We start from the raw sequence: 26,752 nt of genomic DNA on the forward strand, positions 1-26,752 counted from the left end.
CTTTACCCCATCACCCGCGCATCGGCTCTGCGCTTTTCCGCGACGAGCGAGGCCACGGCGCAGGAGGCCAGCCGCGTGACGACGGAGTCCGCACGGCTCGTCAGGATGACGGGCACGCGCGCGCCGAGCACGATGCCGGCGGCATCCGCGCCGGCCAGAAACGACAGGCTCTTCGCCAGCATGTTGCCGGCCTCCAGGTCGGGCACCATGAGCACGTTCGCGCGTCCCGCCACCGGCGAATCGATTCCCTTGATGCGAGCGGCTTCGGGATCGATGGCATTGTCGAGCGCGAGCGGACCGTCGACGAGCGCGCCGGTTATCTGGCCGCGGTCCACCATCTTGCACAGCGCGGCGGCTTCGATCGTCGATGGCACCTTGGGATTGACCGTCTCCATCGCCGAGAGCAGCGCGACCCGCACTTCGGGAAAGCGCAGCGCATGGCCCAGATCGATCGCGTTCTGCAGGATGTCGGCCTTCTCGGCGAGCGTGGGCGCGATATTGATCGCAGCGTCGGTGATGATGAGCGCGCTCTCGTGTCGCGGCACATCCATGACGAAGCAGTGACTGACGCGGCGTTCCGTCCTGAGACCGCCTTCGCGGCTCACCACGGCGCCCATGATTTCGTCGGTGTGCAGGCTGCCCTTCATCAGCGCTTCGGCCCGGCCCTCGCGCACCAGTTCGACCGCCCTCGCGGCCGCGGCGTGGCTGTGCGGCACATCTTCGATCACGCAACCCGTGATATCGAGATCCTCGCTCGCCGCGACTTCCTCGATGCGTCCACGCGGCCCCACGAGAACCGGTGCGATCAGGCCGAGTTCCTTCGCCTGCAACGCGCCTTCGAGGGAACTGCGATCGCAGGGATGCACCACCGCGGTGGCAAGCGGCGGCAGAGACCGGCAAATCTCGATCAAGCGGTCGTACTTTTCGTGCTGACGATTCACGATGCCTCCTTGAGTCCTGGCAAGACCTGCGCGGTCGGTGCGTCCTGAACCTGACGTTTCGTCGCTGCGGAGCGCGACGCGCTCGCACGCTCGAGCGGCAGCAATTCACGGATCTTCTCGAGCATGCTCGCCTGGGCAGCGGTCGGCTCCATCTGTTGAACGCGCCTGTCGGCAAGCAGCTTGTCGACCAGCTCGAGCAGCTTCTCGCGGTCTTTCCTGTCCGCCAGCAGACCCGGCAGCGTGGCGAGCGCCTGCTCCGGCTCGTAACGCACGATGATCTCCTGCTCACCGCGCACGCGCCGCCACTGGTCTTCGGGAAGCTGGGGCAGATACGCGGCATAGTCCTTCGCGAGCTCGTGCCGCAGGGCGAGCAGGGCGAGCGGAAGCGGCTCGCCGTGGCGCGCGAGCAGGCAACCGGCGCGAGCCAGCGCTTCGGTATAGCCGCCCTCGCGCATCGACGCCAGCGCATCCCTCACGAAAGGCAGATCGCGCGGATCCCCAAGTCCCGCAGCGCGCGGCGCTTGCAATTCGTCGCCCTGCTCGACGGAAAAGAGGTTTCCATAGAACGAAAAGAAAGCGCTCTCCGTCATGGCGTCGCGCATCGCCCGATAGAAGTCGAGCGATGCACTGACCAGTTCGGATCCATAGTGCTCGAACGCCTTCAACCGGGCCTCGTCGCGCGTTTCCTCATGGGCTTCGACACGCCGTTTCACCCTGACCGCCTCCGCAGTCGGCCCAAGCCATGCGAGCCAGGGATTCATGTCCGAGAACGCCCAGCGTTGCGCGCGCAGTGGATGGAACTGCCGCTGCAGGTTAGCCGTCGTTTCGTTCGACATGGCGCGCACCCAGGGCTGCAGAAATAGCTCATAAGCGCGCTGGTTCATTTCCGAGACGCGCTTGACGGCCTCGAACGGCTGTTCATCGATACGCTCGAACCGGTTCAAGCGCCCCGCGACGTCTTCGAGCCGAAACTCCTCGAACGACACGTCGTAGTGTGTCTTGCCGTCTTCGCCCCGCTGTTCGGCAATCGTCATGCCGTATAGCCCGGGAGGAAAGTCTTCGATCGATTCGAGCACGGACGTGATCTGCTGGTGTTCCTTCTTCGCCACCTTGCCCGAAACGAAAATGCCGAGATGGCCGATGCTCTGATGCACGAGCCCGACGATCACCTGACCGCGCGCCTTGATCTCCTCGGTGCTCCCGTAGATGTCGGCGACCCAGTTGAAGGCCTGCTGCGGCGGCGTGATGTTGTCGCCCAGCGAAGCGAACAGGATGATCGGAGACTTGATACGCCGCAGATCGAAGGCCGCGCCGTCAAGACCCCGAACCTCGCCCGCCCAGAGCTTGTTGCCGACGAACAGGTTGCGCGTGATCCACTCGATCTCCTCGCGGTTCATCAGGTAGTAGCTGCCCCACCAGCGCTCGAAATCGAGGAAGCGCGGCGGCTCGGTATCGATGTTGTCGAACACGTGATAGTACTTGTCCCACAGGCTGTTGGCGGGATTGAGGTTTTCGAAGTTCTGCACGAGCCACGCGCCGTCGAACTTGCCGTTGCCGAGATCCGCGGTCAGCGACGCGAGCCACGTGCCGCCCAGCATGCCGCCGGAGTAGCGCATCGGATTGTCGCCCTCGCCTTCGCTCCACGCGCCGCTCCAGTAGGACATCGGGGCGCCGATGATGACGAGCGGCCCCGTATGGTCGGGGTCGGAACTCGCCACCATCATCGCCGCCCAGCCGCCCTGGCAGTTGCCGACGATCGCCGGTTTCTCACTGTCCGGATGCAGTTCGCAAACCTTCCTGATGAACTGCTCTTCCGCCGCGCAGACATCGAGCAGCGTCTGGCCCGGCTCCGGGTCGCGGAAGAAGATGACGAAATACACGGGGTGGCCGGCCCTCAGGGCAACGCCGGCCTGTGAATCGTCCTTGAAGCCGCCGATGCCGGGACCATGGCCCGCACGCGGATCGATGATCACATAAGGACGCTTGCTAACGTCCACGACCACGCCTTCGGGCGGCAACAGACGCACGAGCGCGTAGTTGACGGGCCGCGGCAGCTTGCGGCCGTCGATCACCAGTTCATGGTCGAAATGAAGAACGAGTTGAAGGCCGTGGCGCGCCTGATCGACGAAAGCGTTTCCGCGCTGACGCAAGGTGTCCCAGAAGAGGATCGAACGCTCGACGACATCCTCGGCGTACCGGTATCCAGCCCAGGGGTCCAGCGCCGTCGTCCATGCAGGGCTGCCCGCTGCGGGTTCGCAGTGGTCTTGCAGATGCTTTGCCGCATCCGTCAAACGCTGACTGAGTTGCGTCTGCGCGACTTCCGAACGCTTTGCGAGAAGCCGGGCAACCTTGCCGCCGATTTCCTGGCTGCGCGCAACTTGATTGGCTACGTCTGTCATTGCATCACCTTCTGATCCGCTAAGGAAAGGGAGAGGACACATCCGCCGCCACGAGGGTCCGGGCGGACGCGGACATCTGCGACTCGTATGCCGGGCAATGCCGGGCGAATCGCTTCGCATAACAGCCGAAATAGACGGCGGTGCTCTTGTGGAAAACGAGTCTCAATATCGAGCGACAACCGGGAATTCTGGACGGCTTACGGAATAAAAGGATTGCTAACTACTATTCGTGCCAGTCACACTCGTGGCAATGGAGGCGGATAGGGACGCTATCTCCAGTCACCCTGGCAGACCTGTGTGACAGATTCGTTACGGGATTTCCCGTGACGATTGGCGATTCGATGGGCGATTCGATTCGTCCGAAGTCAATCGTGCAGCCGCTCGGGAAGTTTCTCTATAGGACCATCGGCCCATATCCAGCCGATACGATTGTGCCATGATGGAAATCAGCGGAACACGGGGTAATGCTGTGTGGGCCGCCCGCCTCCCGTCAATTACGGTCGGCACTCGCGGCAGTCAGCGATGAGCGCGGCGATTGCCCTGGCACCATGCGTATTGTTCATACGTTGCCTATCATCCTGTCTTTCGGGATGATGATGGCCGGCCTGCCGGCATGCTGGGCGGCCCAGCCTGCGCCGGCGCAGGCCGTTGCGTCGCAGGCCGCCACGCCCGCGCCGGCGTCGGGAACCGTGGCGGCAACGCCCAAGGCAACCCGAGCCCGCCAGCTCAACCTCGCCAACGAGCCGAGGTTAGGCGATTTCGACGCCATGCTGGACCGCCGGCTGATCCGCGTGCTGGTGCCGTACAGCAGGACACTGTACTTCAACGACCTCGGCCATGAGCGCGGCCTGACCGCCGGGCTGATGCGCGACTTCGAGCGCTTCCTGAACAAGACGTACAAGGACAAGCTCGGCAAGCGGCCCTTGACCCTCTTCATCATCCCGACGACGCGCGATCAGCTCATCCCCGGGCTGCTTGCCGGGAAAGGCGACATCGCCGCCGGCAATCTGACCGTCACCGAAACGCGGCTCGCGCAGGTCGACTTCGTCGCGCCGCGCGACCGCAAGTCGGTCCGCGAGCTGGTCGTCACCGGGCCGAAGTCGCCCGCGCTCACCAAGCTCGACGACTTGAGCGGCAAGACCGTGCATGTGCGCAAGAGCAGCAGTTACTTCGAGAGCCTCAATGCACTGAACGCGCGCTTCAAGAAAGAGGGCAAGGCGCCCGTCAAGCTGGTGCTGCTGCCCGATGCACTAGAGGACGAGGACGCCATGGAAATGCTCAACGTCGGGCTGCTCCAGATTCTCGTCGTCGACGACTGGAAGGCGCGATTCTGGGCGCAGGTGCTGCCGGCCATCGTGGTGCACGACGACATCGCCGTGCGTGACGAGGGCTATATCGGGTGGGCGGTCCGCAAGCAGAGTCCCAAGCTCCAGCAGGCAATCAATGACTTCTACCTGCGCGAAATGAAGAAGCAGAGCCTCGCGGAAGTGCGCCTGAAGCAGGAACTGCAGCGCGTCAAGCAGATCACCAGCAATACCGATGACGCGGACCTGAAGCGCTTCACGGAAACGATCGGTCTTTTCGAACGATACGGTGCGCAGTATCACTTCGACCCATTGATGCTCGCCGCGCAGGGGTTTCAGGAATCGCAGCTCAAGCAAAGCGCCCGCAGCCATGTTGGCGCGATCGGCATCATGCAGCTCATGCCGGCAACCGGCAAGGAGCTTGCCGTCGGCGACATCCGGGTGACGGAAGCCAATATTCACGCCGGAGCGAAATACCTCGATCTCCTGATGTCGCGCTACTTTCCGGACGCGAAATTCTCCGACACGGACCGCTCGCTCTTCGCGTTCGCGAGCTACAACGCCGGCCCGGCGAAGATCGCGAAGCTGCGCAAGGAAGCGAGCGCCCGGGGTCTTTCGCCGGACAAGTGGTTCAACAATGTGGAAATCGTGGTTGCCGAGAAGGTCGGCATCGAGACGACCACGTACGTGCGCAATATCTACAAGTACTATGCCGCGTACCGGCTGGTTCAGGACGCACGTGCGGCCCGTGAGCGCGCCATCGGGCAGGCGCGCAAACAAGGCTGAGCGCAGACCGCGTGCTTTTCATAACGCCGGATGCGATTTGCGGCTGAGGCACGCTTGCGTGTGACCAAACGGACGTTTGATCCAGCCGATTGAGATGCGCGGCGGCGGCGCCTGGCTTCATCGCCAGGCCTGCCGCGCCCGCCTGCTCAATGCCCCGCATAAATCGACCGGCCGCCCGTGCTCGCCAGAACCGGCGCACCAGAATCCGAGCTTCCTGTCATCGCCACGCCGCCAACGGCGTTGTTCGCCGGTGCGGACTGCTGCGCCTTCTGTGCGTCTTGCTGCGCGACGATCGCCTCCGCGCGCTGGATGTCGTCGGGATAATTGTTGTCCCTGGCCAAAGGACGATACCCCGCCTGCTCCAGACGCGTAAGTTCTGCCTTTACCTGGGCTCGCGTGACGGGCGCGTTCCCGGCCGTGTCGGCAGTCTGGGCGAAAGCGGCGGCCGGAACGGCCAGGGCGCAGGCAACGAGCAAAGTGGAAACGAGTGCTTTCATGATGTTCACCTCTCAATGAATGGCCGCCGCATCGTGAAGTGATGCCGCTTCAGCCGCCCTCCGGCAATGTCGCGAAGGTTGACTGGATTCTGGTCGCGCGGCGCTGACCCGAAGCTGACCCGTTGATTACGAGTTCGTTATCTGGGCAGAACGCGCCGATGGCTGTATCCGCCCCTTCGTCCCGAAGATGACGAATCCGTAATGTCGAGGTCAGCAGCGGGTAAGCGCGCCCTCCCGATACTTGCGCCAAACCTGCCATCACCCGGACAACGCCATGTGGATCGTCAAACTGGCCCTCAGGCGGCCTTACACGTTCATCGTGCTCGCCCTGCTGCTCTTCATCCTCGGGCCGCTCGCCATCATGCGCACGCCCACGGACATTTTTCCGGACATCAACATCCCCGTGGTCAGCATCGTCTGGACCTACAACGGCTTCTCGGCCGAGGACATGGCGCACCGCATCACCTCGAACTACGAGCGCGCCCTGACCTCGGACGTCGACGACATCGAGCACATCGAATCGCAGTCGCTCAACGGCGTCTCGGTGGTCAAGGTGTTCTTCCATCCCGGCGCCGACATCAACCGCGCGATTGCCGAAGCCGCCTCGAACTCCGCCTCCATCCTGCGCATCCTGCCGCCGGGCACGCTGCCGCCTAACATCATCACGTATAACGCCTCGACGGTGCCCGTGCTGCAACTGGGCCTCTCGAGCGCGACGCTGCCCGAGCAGTCGCTTTACGACCTCGGCAACAGCTTCATCCGCACGCAGCTCGCCACCGTGCAAGGCGCCGCCGTGCCGCTGCCCTATGGCGGCAAGATCCGCCAGATCATGGTGCAGCTCGACCCCAAAGCGCTGCAGGCAAAGGGCCTCGCGCCCGCCGACGTCGTGAACGCCGTCAACGCGCAGAACCTCATCCTCCCCGGCGGCACCGCGAAGATCGGCTCGCGCGAATACAACGTGGAGATGAACGGCAGCACCCAGACCGTCGCGGCACTCAACGACCTGCCCGTCAAGACCGTGAACGGCAGCGTGGTGTACGTGCGCGACGTCGCGCACGTGATCGACGGTTATGCGCCGCAAACGAACATCGTGCGCGCGGACGGCAAACGTGCTGCACTCCTTACGGTCGAGAAGACCGGCAGCGCCTCGACACTCACGATCATCGAGCAGGTCAAGGCGATGCTGCCGAAGATCGCCGCGGGCCTGCCGAGCGCGCTCGAGATCACGCCGCTCTCCGATCAATCGGTGTTCGTGAAGTCGGCGATCTCGGGCGTCGTGCGCGAAGCGCTCATTGCGGCCTGCCTCACAGCCGCGATGATCCTGCTCTTTCTCGGCAGCTGGCGCGCCACGCTCATCATCGCCGTGACGATTCCGCTCGCCGTGCTCACGTCGCTCATCGCGCTCGCCGCGCTCGGCGAAACCATCAACATCATGACGCTCGGCGGCCTCGCGCTCGCGGTCGGCATACTCGTCGACGATGCCACCGTCGCCATCGAAAACATCACGCACCATCTGGAGCGCGGCGCCCCGCTGCATGACGCGATCCTCAACGGCTCGGGTGAAATCGCCGTGCCTACGTTCGTTTCCACGCTCTCCATCTGCATCGTGTTCGTGCCGATGTTCCTGCTTTCTGGCGTGGCGCGTTATCTCTTCGTGCCGCTCGCCGAGGCCGTGGTGTTCGCGATGTGCGCGTCGTACTTCTTCTCGCGCACGCTCATTCCCACGCTCGCCATGTATCTGCTGCGGGCGCGCAAGCAAGGGGCCGCGCCCGCGCGCGGCATTGCCGGTGTGTTGACGCGTTTTCAGGCGGGATTCGAGCACCGCTTCGAAGCCCTCCGCAACCGCTATCGCGAGCTGCTTGAGGCCGCGATAGCGCAGCGCCGCCGCTTCGTCGTACTGTGGCTCGCACTGTGCCTCGGCTCGCTCGCGCTCTTGCCGTTCACGGGCCGCGACTTCTTCCCCGCAGTCGATACGGGCGAAATCCGCCTGCACCTGCGCGCGCCCACGGGCACGCGCATCGAGCAAACGGCTCGCATCACCGACGAAGTCGAAGCGAAGATCCGCAGCGTGATTCCGCCTGCCGAACAGGCCGCCGTGCTCGACAACATCGGCGTGCCGGTGAGCGGCATCAACCTCACCTACGACTCCTCGGACCCCATCGGCCCCGAAGACGCGGACATCCTCATCACGCTCGCGCCGAAGCACAAGCCCACCGCGCAATATGTCGCGAAGCTGCGCAACGTGCTCGACGCATCGTTTCCTGGCGTGACCTTCGCGTTCCTGCCCGCCGACATCGTGAGCCAGATCCTGAACTTCGGCCTGCCCGCGCCCCTCGACGTGCAGATCGTCGGCAACAAGCTCGAGCAGAACCGCGTCGTCGCCAATCGACTGCTAAACGAGATGCGCGGCGTGCGCGGCCTCGTCGACGCCCGCATCCAGCAGCCCGGCGACGAACCCACCATCAACGTCGACGTGGACCGAACGAAGGCCTTGCAAGCGGGCCTCACGCAGCACGACGTGGCGCAGAATCTGCTCATCGCGCTCTCGGGCAGCTCGCAGACCACGCCCAATTTCTGGCTCGATCCGAAGAACGGCGTGAGCTACCCGCTCGTGACCGAAGTGCCGCAGTACGACATCCATTCGCTCCAAACGCTCGCCAATATCCCGGTAACGACGGCGCAATCGGTCTCGTTCACGCCGCAAAACCAGCTCGGCACGCTCGGCACCGTCTCGCGCAGCTCGCAGGAAGCCGTGGTCTCGCACTACAACGTGCAGCCCGTGCTCGACATCTTCGCCTCGACGCAGGGGCGCGACCTGGGCGGCGTCGCCTCGGACGTGAACCGTCTCGTCGATCAAGCGCGCGCGCAACTGCCGCCCGGCTCGTCGATCGTCGTGCGCGGCCAGGTGCAGTCGATGAACGCCTCGTTCGGCGGCCTCGCGGCGGGCCTCGTGTTCGCGATTGCGCTCGTCTACCTGCTGATGGTCGTGAACTTCCAGTCGTGGCTCGACCCGCTCATCATCGTGAGCGGCCTGCCGGCCTCGCTCGCCGGCATCGCGTGGATGCTGTTCGTCACGCAAACCACGCTCAGCGTGCCGGCGCTCACGGGCACGATCCTCTGCATGGGCATTGCCACGGCCAACAGCATCCTCGTCATCAACACGGCGCGCGAGTCGCTCGCCGCGGGCATGGCGCCGCTCGCCGCCGCGCTGGACGCGGGCTTCAACCGCTTTCGCCCGGTGCTGATGACGGCGCTCGCCATGCTGATCGGCATGCTGCCGATGGCGCTCGGCCTCGGCGACGGCGGCGAGCAGAACGCACCGCTCGGGCGCGCCGTGATCGGCGGCCTCGCGATCGGCACGCTTTCCACGCTCGTGTTCGTGCCGGTCGTGTTCGGCATGGTGCATGGCTGGCTCGCGAAACGCCGCACAGCCAGCGACGATACGCACGCTGAAGCACCCACTCATGTTGAATAAGGATTCCAGATGAATACGCAGATTCCGCCCGAGGAACGCGATGCCGCGGCGCAAACCGCGACGCGAGGTCGCTCCGCCGTCGTCGTTGGCCTGACCTGCCTCGCCATCGCCGCGGCGCTTCTCACGGCGGGCATCGCGCCGCGCCTCCAGGCCCGCACGGCGCAGGCGCAGCAGGTCGCGGCACAGCGCGAGCTGATCGTCTCCACTGTCGCGCCCACGCGCGCGCCCGCCACGCAGGACCTGCTGCTGCCCGGCTCGATCATGTCATGGGCCGACGCCTCGATCTATGCGCGTACGAGTGGCTACGTGCAGCACTGGTCCGCCGATATCGGCGCGCATGTGAAGGCAGGCCAGACGCTCGCGCAGATCGACACGCCCGAGCTCGACGCGCAGCTCCAGCAGGCGCGCGCCGACGAAGCGACGGCGCAGGCAAATTACCGCTTCGCGAGCAGCACGGCCCAGCGCTGGCAAACGATGCTGCAGACGCAATCGGTTTCCGAGCAGGACGCCCAGGCGAAAACGAGCGACGCCGCCGCGAAGCTCGCCACGCTCCAGGCGGCGCAGGCCAACGTGGCGCGTTTGCAGGAGCTGGTTTCGTACCAGAACGTGACGGCGCCATTCGATGGCGTCATCACCGCGCGCAACGTGCAGGTGGGCGCGCTCGTGACCGCGGGCGGGACACCGGGCCTCGCCACGATGCCAGGCGAGCTGTTCCATATCGCGCAGACCGACCGCCTGCGCGTCTATGTAGACGTGCCGCAGGACGATGCCAGCCTCATCGCCCCGGGCACGACCGTATGGTTGACGACACAACAATATCCGGGGCGCCGCTTCGACGCCAGCGTCGCACGCAGCTCGAACGTGATCGACCCGGTGAGCCGCACCTTGCGCGTGGAAGTCGACGTTGAGAACCACGACGGCGCGCTGATGCCAGGCGCCTACGCGCAGGTGCACCTTGCGCTCACCGCCGCCTCGCCGGCGCTGGAACTCCCCGTGAGCGCACTGTTGTTCCGCCCGGACGGCGTGACGGTCGCAGTGGTGGACGCACAGAGCAAGGTGCAATTGCGCAAGGTTACGATCGGCCGCGACTTTGGCACTTACGTGGAAATTGCCACGGGACTCACGGCAAGCGACCGTGTGATCGACAACCCGGGCGATGCCATCGCCAGCGGCCAGCAAGTGCGCGTCGCGGCCACGGCCGCTGCGGGCAAGGGCACGGCGTGAGTGGGGAGGACGATCATGTTCGAACATCGCTTACCGGCGCTGCGCCGGATCGTCGTGGCCTGCACGGCGGCATCGCTCGCGGCGTGCACCACGTTGCCGCATTACAGCGCGCCTTCGGTCGACGTCCCCACGCACTATGCAACACAACCCGCCGCGACCCCGGGCTGGAGCGTCGCCGAGCCCGCCGACGCCAATCCGCGCGGGCCCTGGTGGACCGTCTTCGGCGACAACGAACTGGACCAGCTCGAAGCGCGCGTGGACGTATCGAACCAGACCGTGCGCCAGGCCGTAGCCAACCTCGAAGCCGCGCGCGCGATGCTCGACTACCAGCGCGCGGGCTATGCGCCCACGGTTACGGCGGGCGTGGCGGCGCAGCGTTACCGGACCTCGCAGAATCTCGTGGACCATTCGCTCGCCGGCAAGACGGTCCCGGACTACTCCACGGGGCTCACGGCGAGCTGGGAACCCGACCTGTTCGGGCGCGTGAAGGACGCGACGACAGAGGCGCGCGCCAATGCGCAGGCGAGCGACGCCGATGTCGAATCGGTGCGCCTGGCGGTCTCGAGCCAGCTTGCCGCGAACTACTTCGCTTTGCGCTCGCTCGATCGGCAGAAAAAGCTGCTCGACGACACCGTGACCGCCTACGCGGCCGCGCTGCGCATCGTTGAGCAGCAGCTCGCCGATGGCGCGATCGACGCCTCCGCGGTCGCCCAGGCGCAAACGCAGCTCGAAAGCGCGCGCACGATGGACAGCGATATCGACGTGCAGCGCGCGCAGCTGCAGCACGCCATCGCCACGCTGATCGGCGTCCCTGCTTCCACATTCGCGCTGCCGCCGCGCGTGGATCCGGTGGTGGTGCCACCGGTTCCCGCAGGCGTGCCCTCGGCGCTGCTCCAACGGCGTCCGGACATCGCGGCCGCGGAGCGGCGCGTGGCGGCGGCCAATGCCAGGATCGGCGAGGCGCGCGCGGCCTTCTATCCCGACCTCACGCTCTCCGCGACGGCGGGCCTGGAAAGCACCTTCTTCGCGCCGTGGTTCAGCGCGCCGAGCCTTTTCTGGTCGATCGGCGCGCAGCTAGCGGGCACGCTGTTCGACGGCGGCCGCCGCAACGCCACGCTCAAACGCGCGAACGCGCAATACGACGCGGCCGTGGCCGGCTACCGGCAAACCGTGCTCACGGCGTTCCAGCAGGTCGAAGACAACCTGAGCGCGCTCGACACGCTGGCGAGCGAAGCGCAAAGCCAGCAACGCGCCACGGCCGCCGCGCAACGCTCGCTCGAACTGACGACCCACCGCTACCAGGCGGGCGCGGTGAACTATCTCGACGTGGTGACGGCACAGACCATCGCGCTCGCGAACGAACGCAACGAGGAGCAGATTGCGGGCAGAAGACTCGATGCGAGCGTCCATCTGCTCGAAGCGCTGGGCGGCGGATGGGACCGCGCGGCGCTGAGCGGCATGAACGCACCGGGCGATCCCGGCATCAACGGCGCGCGAACGTCAGGATGAAGCGCGTGGCCGTCGCGTCGCTTTCGGCGCGCGCCGAGCCGCCGTGCAACGCCATGATCGAGCGCACGATCGCGAGACCGAGCCCCGCCGAAGCGCCGGCGCGCGGCTCGCTATGGCGCGACGCGTCGGCGCGGTAGAAGCGGTCGAAAATGCGTTCGAGCAGCGCGGCGTCGATCGGCGTGCCGGGGTTGGCCACGGCGACTTCGACGGCCGAAGGTGTCTCCTGCACACTCATCGTGATCTCGCCGCCGCGAGGCGTGTAGCGCAGCGCATTGGCGAGCAGGTTGCCCACGGCGCGCCGGAACAGCTCCTTGTCCGCGCGCAGACGCCCTTTGCCTAGCACGCGAATGCGCACGCCCGCGTCCTCCGCCAGGCCTTCGAAGTAGTCGGCGATCTGCGTGAGGGCGTCCTGCACGTCGAACTCGGCGAGCGTCGTCATGAATTGCGGATGCTCGGCGCGCGCCAGAAAAATCACGTTCTCGATCATGCGGGAAAGCCGTTCGCACTCCTCGAGATTCGATTCGAGCAGCGCTTCGTATTCGGCCGTCGTGCGCTCCCGCGCGAGCGCCACCTCGGTCGCGCCGCGCAGATTGCCGAGCGGCGTGCGCATGTCGTGCGCGAGATCCGCCGTGTATTGCGACATGCGCTCGAAGCCGCCGTGCAGCCGGTCGAGCATGGCGTTGAGTGACTTCATGAGCGCTTCTAGTTCGCTCGGCGCGCCCTCGACCTCGATGGGCGTGTCGAGCCGCTCGACCGTGATCGTGGCGGCGCGCGCGGCCATCTCGCGCAGCGGCCGCAGCGACTCGCGCACGAGCAGCCAGCTCATGAGGAACGCGAGCAGCATGCCCGCAAGGCCGAAGGCGTAAAGGCGCTCGCGATAACGGTCGAGCAGCAGCCAGCGATCGGTCATGTCGCGCGCGATGACGATCGTGACGGGCGTGCCGTCGGCGAGCGCCGCCTCGGTGGCGAGCCCGCGCACGGGCACGCCGCGCAGGTTGCGCCACTCCACCACGTCGCCTTCGGTAATGCGCTGCGCCGAGGGGATGCGCCGCGCGAGCGCCGCTTGCGGGAACACCGCGTCGGCAATGCTGGCCGTGTTGTGCTCGACGAGGGGCGCGCCGCCGGCGTCGAGTATCTCCATCGAAAGCGCGGCGTTGCCGAGCACCTGGCTCGTCAGCCGCTGCGCGTGCTCGCGCACGTCCTGCGCGGTGTGCAGCTCCTGCGCGAGGCGCCGTGTATGCCGGGAAATCAGCACGATGTCGAGGTCGTCCTGCTGTTTGACTTCGCGGTCGAGCGTGAAATAAAGCGTGCTGCCCACGAGCGCGAACACCGCGAGCGTCGTGCCCGCGAAACTGAGCGCGAGGCCGGTGGTGAGCGAGCGCACGGCCAGCCGCGACATCAGGCGGACCCTTTATCGTCGGTGATCTCGGCGACGTAGCCCACGCCGCGCACGGTATGGATCAATTTGACGTCGAACGCGTCGTCGACCTTGGCGCGCAGGCGGCGAATGGCGACTTCCACGACGTTGGTGTCGCTGTCGAAGTTCATGTCCCACACGTACGAGGCGATCTGCGTGCGCGTGAGCACTTCGCCCTGGCGGCGCACGAGCAGTTGCAGCAGCGAGAACTCCTTTGGCGTGAGGTCGATGCGAGTGGCGCCGCGTTTCACGCGCCGCCGCGTGACGTCCACTTCGAGGTCGCCTAGCGAGAGCACGTCGCTCTCGCGCGGCGGCCCGCGCCGGGCCAGCGTGCGCACGCGCGCCAGCAGTTCGACGAAGGCGAACGGCTTGACGAGGTAGTCGTCGCCGCCCAGCTCGAGACCCTTCACGCGGTCGTTGATGTCGTCGCGTGCGGTGAGGAAGAGCACCGGCGTGGTGTGCGTGGCGCGCAGCGCCTTGAGCACCGTCCAGCCGTCCATGGCGGGGAGCATGACGTCGAGCACGATCACGTCGTACGCCGCTTCCTTCGCGAGGATCAGGCCTTCCGCGCCGTCCGCGGCGACGTCCACTGCGTAGCCGGATTCTTCGAAGCCCTTCTTTAGATAGGCGCCGGTTTTCGGTTCGTCTTCGATCACGAGAATGCGCATCGCCGTTCTGCTCACAGAGTGTGTCCGGCTCAATTGTATGCGTTCGCTGGCCTCGCGCGCCTGGTGGCGGCGTGTTTTGCGGAACCGCTGTCGAACGGACGTATCGAACCTGCCTTGGGTGTCATTGGGTGCAGCGCGTTCGCAGGCAGGCACTAGAGAACTCGCCGGCCTCCACGCCGTTTTCGGCGGCAAGGCCCATGCAATGGTCGTTGCAGACCGCGGGGGCGCCTCGCGCGACGGGATTTCCGTCCGGTTCAAGTCCTCGAACGTATTTCCCTGCGTAACAGAGTATGAAGCCAGGCAGCACGGAGTTAATCACTACGCCTGCGATGCCGATATCCAACGAGCGACACTTCAGCGGTGACGGCGGAGCCTCCTCGTCCCAGCCCAGCCTCTTTTTCAGCTTCCCTCACCCTGGCCGCAGCGAAACGTCTCCAGACCTCATCGCAGGGTCTCCATGGCCAGCAGTACGGCCATGGCTACCATCAGTGCGCCGCCAACAATGTTGAAGAGCTTTGCCACGTAGCAAAAGGCCGCTCGTGGTCACGGAGTGCGCGGCTGCTACCCAGGCGGCGTCGATCACCAGTCCAAGGGTGATCGGGACCAGTGAAATGCCGAGAAGTGAAAGGACAGGGCTGTCGATCCCACTGCTCATGAAGCTCGGGACGATCGAGCCGAACATGATCAATGCCTTCGGGTTCGTTGCTCCCACAATGATGCCCGCGAGCAGCGACTGGCCCGACTTCCGGGACCAGTTTCCGCTCGCGGTTGATAGCGGTCTGGAAAACGCCAGGTATTGAATACCAATGCCCAGTAAAACGACCGCTCCCAGCAGACGAATGATCGTCAATGCGTAGCTGGAGTGAACGATGAGAGATCCGATGCCCAAGGCCACGATAATCGCGACGCAGTACGTTCCGATCGCATTGCCGATGACGCCTCGGAATGCATTGCGGCGTCCGACCGTGATGGTCTGCCCGACCAGGAACATGATGCTCGGTCCTGGAACGGCGATCAGCACGGCGGACGTCAGAACGAGCCCTGGAAGGCCGTTGAGTTCGGTGAGGCCTTCAGGCATCGCATGCCTTCCTGAGCAATGTGGATGGCGCTTGCCGCGCCGTGGCCTCCATCATTTTGCTTCTCGCATCCATGGCGTAAAGGTGACGCCTACCAGCAATCCTTCCGGCCCGATGAAGCGACTGACGGTCTGGCCCCACGGCTCGTTCCGGTTACTGACCAGCATCCGATACCCTCGTGATTCGAGTTCCGCGGTAGCCGCCGCGACATCTTCGACATCGAACTCAATCCAGGCTTGCGGAATGGGTACGTCATGAGGCCACGCATCCGTGCCGAAGCACGACTGCGCCGCCTGGGGGAGTGGCCACAGCGCAAACGAATTTGCGCCTTTCAGATTTTCGGTATGCAGGTAGCCGCCATTCTCTTCCTTGAAGGGGATACCGAACGCTCGACTGTAAAGCTCGCGGCTTGCCTGGGGATCAGTGACGATCGGGCCAAATCCCGCGATGAACAACGCTGTGGCCTTTAGGATCTCTTCCATGGCTTCTCCTTTGCCGCGAATGAGCGGCTCCTCGAGGAACGAATACGTCCGCACGCGCCCGTCGAACTAAAGTGGCGCCCGGTGTTCAGGTAACGCGGGGCATGGATGAGTGTAGGCCTGTTTCAGGTTCCCGGCAGGCATCTGAATCAATCAGCGCCTCCCCAAAAACAGCGCGGCAGTGCTCATCGCACCGCCGCGCCGCTCGACCCAGCGCTGTCGGCAAATAAAAACTCTGTGTGCCGCGCTCACCTGCGCCGCCGGTTCGCTATAACGCACACGCTGCGAGATCACGATCGCAACCACCGCCAGCACGGCCGGCACCGCGAGCATCGCGAGAAATCGCGCTGAATTGCCAGCAGAGACCCAGCAGCGCGCCGCCGATGCCCGAGCCAAAAATGCTGCCGAAGCGGCCAATGCCCAGCATCCAGCTCCTACAAGTTGCGCGCGCAACGGTCTTATAGCAGCCCGGAGCATAAGCGTTGAGGCCCGTTTGCGCACCACTCAAGCCGTGATCGTCGCGAAGGCGCGTCGCGGCACGGTCGAGGGTTTCAGCGAGCGCGCCGCGATGAAATCGGCGATACAGCGCCGGCAAAAGTCACCATGGCACTGACCGTGCAGCAACGCTAACCGCGGGATCGCGAGGCGGCCTCCGCGCAAACCTCGCCGATCACCGCGACACCATCGGCGGCACGCACGCCCTGGCCCTCGGGCAATACGAAGATCCGATTGATCTCGGCCTCGGTGAGCCGCAAGCCCAGTTCGGTCGCCATCCGGGCGAACGCAACGATCGCGGACGCGAGAGCCTCGATATCCGCGCGCGGGCGTCCGCGGAACCCGTCGAGAAGGGGAAACGTCTTCAGTTCCCGGATGAGCGCCAACGCCTCTTCGTGCGAGAGACTCGGATCCCGCATGAATGCGATTATGGTCGCCAGACGGAGAACGCCAAGGCACGTGTTCCACTCTATGGAACAGTAAAGCTGGCTAGACCGTCTTGTGTGTGAGCGCGTCCTCATGCGTTCCCTGGGGTCACCACGGATGTCTGGTTCTCCCGCCAGACGGGATTCGTGATGAAATGGCAAGTGGCCAAGGACTGGATGCGCGCGAACCGGTCTTACGGGACCGCAACCTCTGAGACTTTCGATGGAACTTCGGCAGTTACGATATTTTGTGAGCGTCGTCGAACACGGCAGCATGGGCAAGGCCGCGCTCGAGCTGGGCGTCGTCACCTCGGCGCTCAGCCAGCAGATCAGCAGACTGGAGGGCGAACTCTCGACGCGTCTCTTGCAGCGAACGTCGAGCGGCGTCGTTCCCACCGACGCGGGACTCGCCTTCTGGCGCCAGGCGCAACTCGCGCTGCGCCACGTCGACGACGCCGCGCTGGCCGCGCGCCAGGCGCGCCTCTCGGGCCATGTCAGCGTGGGGCTCGCCCCGAGCACGACAGGCGTGCTCGGTCTCGCTTTCATGCAGGCGATGCGCGAGCGCTATCCCGACGTGCGGCTGCGCATGGTGGAAAGCCTCTCCGGTTATCTCGGCGCGATGCTCGGCGCGCGGCAAATCGATCTCGCGATTCTGTTTCGCGAAGAGCCCGCACAGCGCTGGAGCGTCATGCCCTTGCTCGATGAACGGCTGTTCGTGATCGGCGCGTCGACGCTGCCTGGCATGCCCGGCAAATTACGCACGTCGATCGCGAAGCTGGGCGCCCTGCCGCTCATCTTGCCAAGCGGCACACACGGCCTTCGCGCACTGCTCGACGCCGCATTCAAGCGCGCCGGCTACACGCCGTCCATCGCCGCCGAAGTCGACGGCCTCGCCATGCTCATGGACGCCGTGCGCGGTGGACTCGGCGCAACGATCCAGCCAGGAGCGGCGCTCGCACGCGCAGAGAACGCCTCCCTGGCGAGTGTGCCGCTCGTCGAGGCATACGCGACGAGGCCGAACCTGATTGCGAGTGTTTCCGACGACGAACTGTCGCCCGCCGGGCTGGCCGCGCGCGTCGTGCTCGCCGATGTCGCGCGCGCTACCGTCATGGCTGGCCGCTGGCCTGGCGCAGCGCTGCGCGAGGCCACCCTTCACGACACGTGAAGACCCGTTGCCGCCTCCCTGATGGCCGCGCCGGCTGGAGCTTCTTATAGTTGTCTCAAAGGAGACAACTCAGATGGTCGACGTTCTTGTAATCGGCGGAGGCAATGCCGCGCTGTGCGCCGCGTTGATGGCTCGCGAAGCCGGTGCGTCGGTGCTGCTTCTCGAATCGGCACCGAAGGCGTGGCGCGGCGGAAACTCCCAGCACACCCGAAATCTGCGCTGCATGCACGACGCGCCGCAAGACGTGCTGGTCGACGCGTATCCCGAAGAGGAATATTGGCAAGACCTGCTCAAGGTGACCGGCGGTCTCACGAATGAGGTGCTCGCGCGACTCGTGATACGGGCATCGTCGACGTGCCGTCCCTGGATGCACAAGCACGGCGTGCGCTTTCAGCCGCCGCTATCCGGTGCGCTGCACGTGGCGCGAACCAATGCGTTCTTCATGGGCGGCGGCAAGGCGCTCGTGAACGCCTACTACCGCAGCGCCGAAGCGCTCGGGGTCCAGATCCGCTACGACACGCCTGTCGACGCAATCGAACTCGACGCAGACCGCTTCGTCGCGGCGCACAGCGGCGGCCAGCGCTTCGAGGCGCGCGCCTGCGTGCTCGCGGCCGGCGGATTCGAATCGAATCGCGAATGGCTGCGCGAAGCGTGGGGACAAAACGAGCGCGGCGAATGGCCCGCCGACAACTTTCTCATTCGCGGCACGCGCTTCAATCAGGGCGTGCTGCTCAAGCACATGATCGAGTCGGGCGCGGACACGATCGGCGATCCGTCGCAATCGCACTGCGTCGCCATCGACGCCCGCGCGCCGCTCTACGATGGCGGCATCTGCACGCGGATCGACTGCGTGTCGCTCGGCGTGGTCGTCAATCGCGACGCACAGCGCTTTTACGACGAGGGCGAAGACTTCTGGCCGAAACGCTATGCGATCTGGGGGCGGCTCGTCGCCCAGCAGCCGGGTCAGATCGGCTACTCGATCATCGACGCGAAGGCCGTCGGCCGTTTCATGCCTCCCGTTTTCCCGGGCGCGAAGGCCGATTCGCTGAATGAACTGGCGCGTCAACTGGACCTGCCCGAAGCGGCGTTCGTCGAAACGATCCGCGCCTATAACGCCGCTTGCCGCGCCGGCACATTCGATCACACGGCACTCGATGACTGCCGGACCGAAGGCCTCACGCCAGCGAAAACGCACTGGGCGCGGCCCATCGATACCGCCCCCTTCTTCGGCTATGCATTGCGGCCGGGCATCACGTTCACCTACCTGGGACTCAAGGTGAACGAACACGCCCAGGTGCATTTCGGCGGACGCCCAAGCGAGAACCTTTTCGTAGCCGGAGAAATGATGGCCGGCAACGTGCTCGGCAAGGGTTATACGGCCGGCGTGGGCATGTCGATCGGCACCGCATTCGGACGCATTGCCGGCACACGGGCCGCGATGGCCGCCGCTCATCACACTGGAGTTCAACGTGCAGAAGCTTGAAGCACTTGCCCGCGAGGCGCGGGACCTCGCCTCGCCTTCCATCGCCGTCCCCCGCGGCGCCGCGAGCGGATCGGCGACATCGATAATCCGCGTGCTCCCGCTCACGCAGAACGAAACGGAAGTCGCACGGCAGATGCAGATCTGCAATGCCTGCCGTTACTGCGAAGGATTCTGCGCCGTCTTTCCGGCGATGACGCGGCGCCTCGAATTCGCCAAGGCCGACGTCAATTACCTTGCCAATCTGTGCCATAACTGCGGCGCGTGCTATCACGCATGCCAGTATGCGCCGCCACACGAGTTCGCCGTGAACGTGCCGCAGGCGATGGCCAAGGTCCGCCTCGAAACCTATACCGAGTATGCGTGGCCGTCGCCAATGGGTGCGCTGTACAAGCGCAACGGATTGACCCTCGCGCTTGCGCTCGCAATCGGACTCGCCCTTTTTCTGGTGCTGGGTATCGCGTTCAAGGGTTCGCTGTTCGCGGGACCATCAGGCGGCAACTTCTATGCGGTTTTCCCGCATAACCTGCTCGCAGCGATGTTCGGCACGGTCTTCGGCTTCGCGATGCTCGCGCTCGGAATCGGCGTGTCGCGATTCTGGCGTGACGTGTCGGCGGGAACGGCCAGCGCCCCGGCCCTCGCCGAGGCCTCGAAGCACGCGCTCACCCTGACGTATCTCGACGGCGGCCACGGCGACGGCTGCAACGAGTCGGACGATGCGTTCACACTCGCGCGCCGGCGTTTCCATCATTTGACGTTCTATGGCTTCATGCTGTGCTTTGCAGCGACGGTGGTAGCCACGTTCTATCACTACGCGCTCGACCTGCACGCGCCCTACCCGCTGTTCAGTCTTCCCGTGATGCTCGGCACGGCCGGTGGAGCCGGCTTGCTCGTCGGGCCGGCGGGCCTGCTCTGGCTCAACCTGCGTCGCGACCCGAACCGCGGAGATCCCAAGCAGCGTCCGATGGACCGCGGCTTCATCGCGCTGCTGTTCCTGACGAGCGCCTCGGGTCTCGCGCTCCTCGCGTGGCGCGACACCGCCGCGATGGCCTGGCTGCTGGCCGTGCACCTCGGCGTCGTGATGGCGCTCTTTGCCACGCTGCCCTATGGCAAATTCGCCCACGGAATCTATCGCTGTGCCGCGCTCGTCAAGTCATCGATCGAAAAGCGGCAGACCACTCGCCTGCAAGCCGGCGCGGATTGACTGCAGTCGTGACGGCCGCACGTTCGACGGGCCGCCGCACTCACATAACACATTCATGGAGACAACTCATGCATTCCTCATCGCTCAAGGGCGGGGATAGCGCGCACGGTCGAACGTCGAAGTTCGGCGCAGTCCTGCGCGTGACCAGCGGCAACTTTCTGGAGCAGTTCGACTTCTTTCTTTTCGGCTTCTATGCGACCTCGATCTCGCACATCTTCTTTCCGTCCACGAGCGAGTTCGCCTCACTGATGCTGACGTTCGCCGTGTTCGGCGCGGGCTTCCTCATGCGTCCGCTCGGCGCGATCGTGCTCGGCGCGTACATCGACGAAGTGGGCCGCCGCAAAGGGTTGATCGTCACACTCTCGATCATGGCGAGCGGCACGATCCTGATCGCTTGCGTGCCCGGATACGCGACGATCGGACTTCTGGCACCCGCGCTCGTGCTTCTCGGGCGCTTGCTGCAAGGGTTTTCCGCCGGCGCCGAGCTGGGCGGCGTTTCCGTCTATCTCGCGGAGATCGCGACGCCGCAGCGCAAGGGCTTCTATACGAGCTGGCAGTCGGCGAGCCAGCAGGTCGCAATCGTCGTTGCGGCTGCCCTTGGCTATCTGCTCAATCATCTGCTGACGGCCAGCCAGATCGGCGCATGGGGCTGGCGCATTCCGTTCTTCGTCGGCTGCGCGATCGTGCCGGTCATCTTCGTACTGCGAAGCAAGCTCCAGGAGACCGACGAATTCAAGGCGCGCACTCACCATCCGCGTGCGCGCGAGGTGTTCGCTACGATGCTGCAAAACTGGCGGACGGTGCTCGCGGGCATGCTGCTCGTCGCCATGACCACCACCACGTTCTATCTCATCACGGTCTATACGCCGACCTTCGGCAAAGCCGTTCTGAAGCTCACTACGGCGGACAGCCTGATCGTCACGCTCTGCGTGGGCGTCTCGAACTTCTTCTGGCTGCCCGTCGGAGGCGCGCTCTCGGACCGCATCGGGCGCAGGCCGATTCTCATCGCCATCACCGTGCTCGCCATCTGCACGTCGTATCCGGCGCTCTCCTGGCTCGCGTCGGCACCGAGCTTCGGCCGCATGCTCATCGTGCTGCTGTGGCTCTCGTTCTTTTTCGGCATGTACAACGGCGCGATGGTCGCAGCGCTCACCGAAGTCATGCCCGCCAGGGTCCGCGTGGCCGGTTTCTCGCTTGCGTTCAGTCTCGCCACCGCGGTGTTCGGAGGCTTTACGCCCGCCGTCTCGACGTATCTCATCGAGATCACCGGCGACAAGGCCGCGCCGGGCTACTGGCTGAGTTTCGCCGCGGCATGCGGGCTCGTCGCCACCCTCGCGCTGTATCGCCGGGGCGGCGCGGCCGAGCGGTCCGCGTCGCTCGCCTGAACGCGACTCGCACGGCGGCTACCGCGCGCGCGAGCTGCTGCTTTTCCCTTGCCGCAGTTACCTCCTGGCGCAGGTCTGCCGCGCCTGCCGGCTCCATGCCGAACGCCCGCTTGGTCGCCTCGGTGCGATCCGAGGCAAGGAATGCAAGGAAGCCGGCGGCGGCCTGCCGCCGCTGCGACACCGCGCAGATCGCCGCGGAAAAGACCGTCACCAGTTGGGCGCCGGCGGGCAACGGCCCGATCACGTCCACGTCACCGCGTCACCGCGACACCGCCGCGACCGTGCCGTGCACGCCCGCGAGTTCGCCCATAATGGGCGGCACTCTGGTTTTCCATTGAGGACGAGCCACCATGCATATCGACCGATTCGAGCTTGACGTCCCCGACGACGCCATCGACGACCTGCGCCAGCGCCTGCGCGCCACACGCTGGGCGAATGCCACGCCCGCGCCGGCATGGCAGCAGGGCGCGGACACTGCATGGCTGCGAGAACTGGTCGCGTGGTGGGCAGACGAATTCGACTGGCGCGCCGCCGAGCGCGAGCTAAATCAGCAACCGCAGTTCATGGCCGACGTGGCAACCGATGCGGGCGGCCAGCGCGTGCACTTCGTGCATCGGCGCGGCGTGGGCCCAAAGCCCTACCCGCTCGTCATCACGCATGGCTGGCCCGGCTCGTTCGTCGAATTCCACGCGCTGCTCGACCGCCTTTGCGACCCCGCCGCATTCGGCGCGGACCCCGCCGATGCGTTCGATGTCGTCGTCCCTTCGCTCCCCGGCTTCGCGTTTTCGCCCGCGCCCGCAATGCCCGGCGCCTCCGCATTCCAGGTGGCCGATCGGTGGGCCGCGCTCATGCGAGGTCTCGGCTATGACCGCTTCGGCGCGCAGGGCGGCGACCTCGGCGCCGGCGTGTCGATCGCACTGGCTTCGCGGCACAGTCAGGCGGTGGACGGAATCCACCTCAATTTCCTGCCGAGCTCGTACGAACCCACCGTCGATGCGGCGAACGCCCCGTTCACGCCGGCGGAACAGGACTATCTTCGCGAGAAAGCCGAATGGGCCGCGCTGGAGGGCGGCTATGCGCATATGCACGCGACGAAGCCGCAAACGGCGGCCGCGTCGCTCAACGACTCGCCGGCGGGTCTGGCCGCGTGGTTCGGCGAGAAGTTTCGCGCATGGAGCGATTGTGACGGCGTGATCGAGCGCCGCTTCTCCAAGGACACCTTACTGACGAACCTTTCGATTTACTGGTTCACCGGAAGCATCGGTACGTCGATGCAGATGTATTGGGAAAACCGCCTGCAACCGTTTCGCTTCGCTGCTGGAGAGCGCGTGCTGCCGCCGGTCGCCTTCGCGCGCTTTCCCAAGGAGATCAACCACCCGCCGAGGTCATGGCTCGAACGCGTGTTCGACGTCGTCCAATGGACGGACATGCCTCGCGGCGGCCATTTCGCCGCCATGGAAGAGCCCGACCTTCTGGCCGCCGATATGCGCCGCTTTTTCAGGCGGTTCCGGTAGCGAGCGTCACGACATGGCGTTGTCGCCGAACGGATGCGCGGGTGCATCCGTGGCTCGCCACGCGTAACGCCTGAGCAGCGCAGTGTACCCGTCGATCACGAAGCCGCCGCACTTCTCCCGGTAGTCGTCGCGCCGCATGCGATAGGCGCGCGGCAATTGAAACCACGGCAGGCGCGGCAAGTCGTGGTGCACGAGGTGGTAGTTGTTGTTCAGATAGAGAAGCCGCATGACGATCCCGGCCTCGTTGATGGCGATGCGCGCCTTGGGATGGGAAGCCGCGCGATGTTCGTAGAGCGAGCGGACCATGGCAAGTCCGAGCGCAGGCCATGTGACGGCGACGAGGTAGTACCACCACGGCACGCCCGCGTAGCGCTGAATCCAGCAAAGCAGCAGCACGACGGCTGCGCCATGCGCGAGCCACGTGGGCACCTGGCGCCAGTCGCCGTTTCGCCATGCCCGCCCCGCGCCGGCCAGCGTCGCCGCCACGCTCATGGGCGGGCCGATCACCACGCGCCCTACGAAGCTCTTGTGCGCGTGCCAGAGCACGCGCCGCCAGCGCGGCAAGCAAGCCCATTGCGCGGGGCCGACATAGTTCGTTTCGGGGTCGATGCCGGGCACGGTCAACGCTTCGTCGCGATGATGCGCCATGTGGCTCTCGCGGTACACCGCGAAGGGAAACCATATAGCGAGCGGCGGCCAGCCCAGCGCCGTATTCAGCCATCCCAACCGGGTCGGATGTCCGTGCAGCAATTCATGCTGCAGCGACATGTGCCAGGCGCACAGCACGACGAGCCATGGCGTAGCGGCGGCAAGCGAGAGAGCGCCGGTGCGCACGAGCAGCAGCACGCCGAACCATCCGCCGTAGATCGCGACGATCACCAGCCACGTGGGCCATTCCGTGCGTGCCGCGAAGCCCTTGCCGAGCGCCGCGATTTCGCGTGCGTGATCTGTGTCGAAGTATTCGGCCATGAACGCCTGTTCCGTCATGAAGGATGGGGCCACTCCATACGGAGAGCAATGCAACTCAGGCTTCACCATAACGAGTTCGAGTCACAACGCCAACCAACGAATCGCCATTTGCTTATTTCCCCGCGCAGCGAACGGGCCGTTGGAGCGCGCCGCAACCCGCGGCGTAGAATGCGGCCATGAGCCCCTGGATCGCCTCCCTGCCCATGTATAACGTGACGCCGCAACACGCGGTGTCGTGGCGGTCGCTGTTGAGCGACTGTCTGGACGCGTTCGCGCGCGCGGTCGGCCCAGCCGAAGTCGCGATCGTGGACGCGCCTGAGGGCGACCTGCTCCAGCACTGGCGCCGCAATGATCTGCTGCTTTCGCAGACCTGCGGTTTTCCGTACCGGATGCTGGGCCTCGCCCGCGCGGTCCACTTGATCGCGACGCCGCTATTCGACGCGCCCGGCTGCGAGGGCCCGCGCTATCGCAGCGCGCTCGTCGTTTCGGCGCAGGCATGGCAGCGCGGCGCGACGACCGTGGCCGCATGCCGTGGACTGCGCGCCGCCTGCAATAGCGCCGATTCGCACAGCGGCATGAATGCGCTGCGCCATGCCGTCGCCCCGCACGCGTGCGATGGCCGGTTCTTTTCATCGGTACATTGGACCGGGTCGCATGCGGCCACGCTGCATGCGCTGGCGAGCGGTACGGCCGATATGGGCGCCATCGACTGTGTGACGCTCGCGCTGTTGCGCGATGCGCACCCGGAGCGGTTGGAAGGCTTGCGCATCATCGGCATGACGGCATCCGCGCCGGGCCTTCCGCTCATCGCTTCACGCTCGCTCGAAGCCAACCACGCCGAAGCGTTGCGCGATGCATTGGTCGCTGCTCACGCAGCCGACGCCGAGCGCGCACGCAAGCTGCGGCTGCGCGGATTTGCGAGACTCACCCCCGACGCCTATGACGAGATCGCGGACATCGCGAACTCCGCCGCGCAGCAGGGCTACGCCGCATTGCGTTGAATACGGCGATGGTTCGTCCACGTCACCTTCACCGTCGATGAGCGGGAGGACTGAAAGCGCCTGATCCGCTGCATCCTGGCTCACGGCGTTGCACAGCGCAAAACAACGAAACTAGCTAAGCAATCCGTCACAAATTGGTTGTCCGCCGCAAGCGCCCTCTCTAGCATCGGTTCATCCACAACTCACCAAAAAATGGACGCTATGAAGAAAAGAACACTGCTGGGAACGATGCTGGCTTCGCTCGCGCTGGGCGTGGGCCTCGGGGGCATGCCGCTCGCACACGCGGCGGACCGGACGGTGCGTGTGGGCATCATGTCGGGCGAAGACGAAGACGTATGGCGCGTAGTCGCCGCCAATGCCGCGAAACAGGGTATCACCGTCAAGCTCACGACATTCTCCGAATACACGCAGCCCAACGAAGCGCTGTCCACCCACGACCTCGATGCCAACTCGTTCCAGCACAAGCCGTATCTCGACGCGCAGATCAAGGCGCGCGGCTACAGGATCGTGCCGGTGGGTTATACCTACGTTCAGCCTATCGGGCTCTACTCGCGCAAGGTGAAGTCGGTGGCGGAACTGCCGCAAGGCGCGACCATCGGCGTGCCGAACGATCCGAGCAACGAAGGCCGCTCGCTCTTGCTGCTGCAGGCGCAAGGGCTCATCACGCTGCGCGCCGACGTCGGCCTGCTGCCGACGGCGCGCGACATCGCGAAGAATCCGAAGAACATTCATATCAAGGAGCTCGATTCGGGCATCGTCGGGCGCGCGATCGACGACCTTGACGCGGCGGTCGTCAACACGGACTGGGCCGTCAAGTCCGGCATCAAGATTCCTCAGGAGCGCATTGCGCAGGAGAAGGTGACGGGCAATCCGTATCGCAACTTCATTGCGGTCAACGAGAAGGACGCCAATGCGCCGTGGGTGCATGCGCTCGTGCAGAGTTATCAGCAGGCTAATGTCGCGAGCGAGATTCTCACCGTTTATCACGGGGCGACGCTGCCTGCGTGGAAGGACGCGCCGCAGCCGTAGGGCGCAGGACGTTTTTGTCTCGGTTCTCGCCGCTTTGGACTTTGCTTGTGTTCGCGTCGGTATGCAGGCGTTGCCCCTGTGCGGGGCGGCACCTACTTTTCTTTGCCGCGGCAAAGAAAAGTAGGCAAAAGAAAGCCGCTCACACCGCCAATGCCTGCCACCATTCACCTCTCGTCGTAAATCGTGAATGGCTCCGGAGCGTCTGTCACCTCGCACCTTCAAAGCCAGTGACAAGGCGCTCATTCATCCCGCTGCTCGCTACGCGCGCTGCGGAAGAGTCTGCATGGGAAACCGGATGGGACGAATCAGC

Annotated in this window: 19 protein-coding genes and 3 pseudogenes; 11 read left to right on the forward strand and 11 right to left on the reverse strand. The window is 65.3% G+C overall.

Annotation, left to right across the window (positions count from 1 at the left end; all coding sequences use genetic code 11):
- Positions 1-2: 2 nt before the first annotated feature.
- Both VSR34_RS30525 and VSR34_RS30530 read right to left on the reverse strand, forming a co-directional pair.
- Entirely contained in the window at positions 3-941 is a 939-nt protein-coding gene (locus VSR34_RS30525) for a phosphate acetyltransferase (protein ID WP_028213638.1), read from the reverse strand.
- On the reverse strand, positions 938-3,340 hold the full coding sequence (locus tag VSR34_RS30530) for a DUF3141 domain-containing protein (RefSeq protein WP_342964362.1): 2,403 nt from the start codon (positions 3,338-3,340) through the stop codon (positions 938-940). The genes VSR34_RS30525 and VSR34_RS30530 overlap by 4 nt, the downstream gene beginning before the upstream one ends.
- A gap of 548 nt (positions 3,341-3,888) precedes the next feature.
- Here VSR34_RS30530 and VSR34_RS30535 point away from each other — a divergent pair.
- Entirely contained in the window at positions 3,889-5,430 is a 1,542-nt protein-coding gene (locus VSR34_RS30535) for a transporter substrate-binding domain-containing protein (protein WP_342964363.1), read from the forward strand.
- 146 nt (positions 5,431-5,576) lie between these two features.
- Here VSR34_RS30535 and VSR34_RS30540 read toward each other — a convergent pair whose 3' ends face one another.
- The gene (locus VSR34_RS30540) at positions 5,577-5,927 is read right to left on the reverse strand and encodes a DUF4148 domain-containing protein (RefSeq protein ID WP_342964364.1); all 351 of its coding nucleotides are present in this window, start codon (positions 5,925-5,927) and stop codon (positions 5,577-5,579) included.
- A 274-nt stretch (positions 5,928-6,201) separates the two neighbouring features.
- On the opposite strand from VSR34_RS30540, the gene VSR34_RS30545 reads away from it, so the two are divergent.
- From VSR34_RS30545 to VSR34_RS30555, 3 genes are read left to right on the forward strand one after another with little or no spacing between them, the layout of a single operon-like run.
- Positions 6,202-9,402 (forward strand): efflux RND transporter permease subunit, encoded by a 3,201-nt coding sequence (locus tag VSR34_RS30545; protein WP_342964365.1) that lies wholly within the window; start codon positions 6,202-6,204, stop codon positions 9,400-9,402.
- Positions 9,403-9,411: 9 nt separating this feature from the next.
- Positions 9,412-10,626 carry an efflux RND transporter periplasmic adaptor subunit gene (locus VSR34_RS30550; protein WP_342964366.1) on the forward strand — a complete coding sequence of 405 codons (1,215 nt, stop codon included), beginning with the start codon at positions 9,412-9,414 and terminating at the stop codon, positions 10,624-10,626.
- Between the two features lie 15 nt (positions 10,627-10,641).
- Entirely contained in the window at positions 10,642-12,135 is a 1,494-nt protein-coding gene (locus tag VSR34_RS30555; protein WP_342964367.1) for an efflux transporter outer membrane subunit, read from the forward strand.
- On the opposite strand, the gene VSR34_RS30560 is transcribed toward VSR34_RS30555, so the two are convergent.
- From VSR34_RS30560 to VSR34_RS30585, 6 genes and pseudogenes are all read right to left on the reverse strand, one after another.
- Positions 12,110-13,525: a heavy metal sensor histidine kinase gene (locus tag VSR34_RS30560; RefSeq protein WP_342964371.1), complete on the reverse strand. Its 1,416-nt coding sequence runs from the start codon at positions 13,523-13,525 to the stop codon at positions 12,110-12,112. The genes VSR34_RS30555 and VSR34_RS30560 overlap by 26 nt on opposite strands.
- 8 nt (positions 13,526-13,533) lie before the next feature.
- Positions 13,534-14,220: a heavy metal response regulator transcription factor gene (locus tag VSR34_RS30565; protein WP_028213631.1), complete on the reverse strand. Its 687-nt coding sequence runs from the start codon at positions 14,218-14,220 to the stop codon at positions 13,534-13,536.
- A gap of 409 nt (positions 14,221-14,629) precedes the next feature.
- The gene (locus tag VSR34_RS30570) at positions 14,630-15,298 is read right to left on the reverse strand and encodes a LysE family translocator (RefSeq protein WP_238327992.1); all 669 of its coding nucleotides are present in this window, start codon (positions 15,296-15,298) and stop codon (positions 14,630-14,632) included.
- 51 nt (positions 15,299-15,349) lie between these two features.
- Positions 15,350-15,778 carry a VOC family protein gene (locus VSR34_RS30575; RefSeq protein WP_028213630.1) on the reverse strand — a complete coding sequence of 143 codons (429 nt, stop codon included), beginning with the start codon at positions 15,776-15,778 and terminating at the stop codon, positions 15,350-15,352.
- Between the two features lie 276 nt (positions 15,779-16,054).
- Positions 16,055-16,283, reverse strand: a pseudogene (locus VSR34_RS30580) (aromatic acid/H+ symport family MFS transporter); the annotation flags it as partial.
- Positions 16,284-16,401: 118 nt separating this feature from the next.
- Positions 16,402-16,674: pseudogene (locus VSR34_RS30585) on the reverse strand (acetate--CoA ligase family protein); the annotation flags it as partial.
- A 244-nt stretch (positions 16,675-16,918) separates the two neighbouring features.
- Here VSR34_RS30585 and VSR34_RS30590 point away from each other — a divergent pair.
- The 4 genes from VSR34_RS30590 (at position 16,919) to VSR34_RS30605 (ending at position 21,929) form a co-directional block, all read left to right on the forward strand.
- Positions 16,919-17,860, forward strand: coding sequence for a LysR family transcriptional regulator (locus VSR34_RS30590; RefSeq protein WP_028233139.1), 942 nt, complete (start codon positions 16,919-16,921; stop codon positions 17,858-17,860).
- A gap of 73 nt (positions 17,861-17,933) precedes the next feature.
- Positions 17,934-19,343: an FAD-dependent tricarballylate dehydrogenase TcuA gene (tcuA, locus tag VSR34_RS30595; protein ID WP_342964368.1), complete on the forward strand. Its 1,410-nt coding sequence runs from the start codon at positions 17,934-17,936 to the stop codon at positions 19,341-19,343.
- 40 nt (positions 19,344-19,383) lie between these two features.
- Complete coding sequence (gene tcuB / locus VSR34_RS30600; RefSeq protein WP_238327998.1) at positions 19,384-20,544, forward strand: tricarballylate utilization 4Fe-4S protein TcuB; 1,161 nt, start codon at positions 19,384-19,386, stop codon at positions 20,542-20,544.
- 68 nt (positions 20,545-20,612) lie between these two features.
- Complete coding sequence (locus VSR34_RS30605; protein WP_028213624.1) at positions 20,613-21,929, forward strand: MFS transporter; 1,317 nt, start codon at positions 20,613-20,615, stop codon at positions 21,927-21,929.
- Positions 21,930-22,032: 103 nt separating this feature from the next.
- On the opposite strand, the pseudogene VSR34_RS30610 reads toward VSR34_RS30605, so the two are convergent.
- Positions 22,033-22,179, reverse strand: a pseudogene (locus VSR34_RS30610) (substrate-binding domain-containing protein); the annotation flags it as partial.
- 100 nt (positions 22,180-22,279) lie between these two features.
- Here VSR34_RS30610 and VSR34_RS30615 point away from each other — a divergent pair.
- Positions 22,280-23,443, forward strand: coding sequence for an epoxide hydrolase family protein (locus tag VSR34_RS30615; RefSeq protein WP_342964369.1), 1,164 nt, complete (start codon positions 22,280-22,282; stop codon positions 23,441-23,443).
- A 6-nt stretch (positions 23,444-23,449) separates the two neighbouring features.
- Here the strand turns inward: VSR34_RS30615 and VSR34_RS30620 are convergent, their stop codons facing one another.
- The gene (locus tag VSR34_RS30620) at positions 23,450-24,412 is read right to left on the reverse strand and encodes a fatty acid desaturase (protein WP_042290849.1); all 963 of its coding nucleotides are present in this window, start codon (positions 24,410-24,412) and stop codon (positions 23,450-23,452) included.
- A 176-nt stretch (positions 24,413-24,588) separates the two neighbouring features.
- Here VSR34_RS30620 and VSR34_RS30625 point away from each other — a divergent pair, with 176 nt between their 5' ends.
- Together VSR34_RS30625 and VSR34_RS30630 are read left to right on the forward strand one after the other, a co-directional pair.
- A complete protein-coding gene (locus VSR34_RS30625; RefSeq protein WP_028213622.1) occupies positions 24,589-25,413 on the forward strand; it encodes a PhnD/SsuA/transferrin family substrate-binding protein in 825 nt (274 codons plus the stop codon).
- 228 nt (positions 25,414-25,641) lie between these two features.
- The gene (locus VSR34_RS30630; RefSeq protein WP_342964372.1) at positions 25,642-26,442 is read left to right on the forward strand and encodes a MetQ/NlpA family lipoprotein; all 801 of its coding nucleotides are present in this window, start codon (positions 25,642-25,644) and stop codon (positions 26,440-26,442) included.
- Positions 26,443-26,752: the final 310 nt, after the last annotated feature.

Origin of the sequence: Paraburkholderia sp. JHI2823 (assembly GCF_038900695.1) — a bacterium.
Classification (GTDB): Bacteria; Pseudomonadota; Gammaproteobacteria; order Burkholderiales; family Burkholderiaceae; genus Paraburkholderia; species Paraburkholderia mimosarum.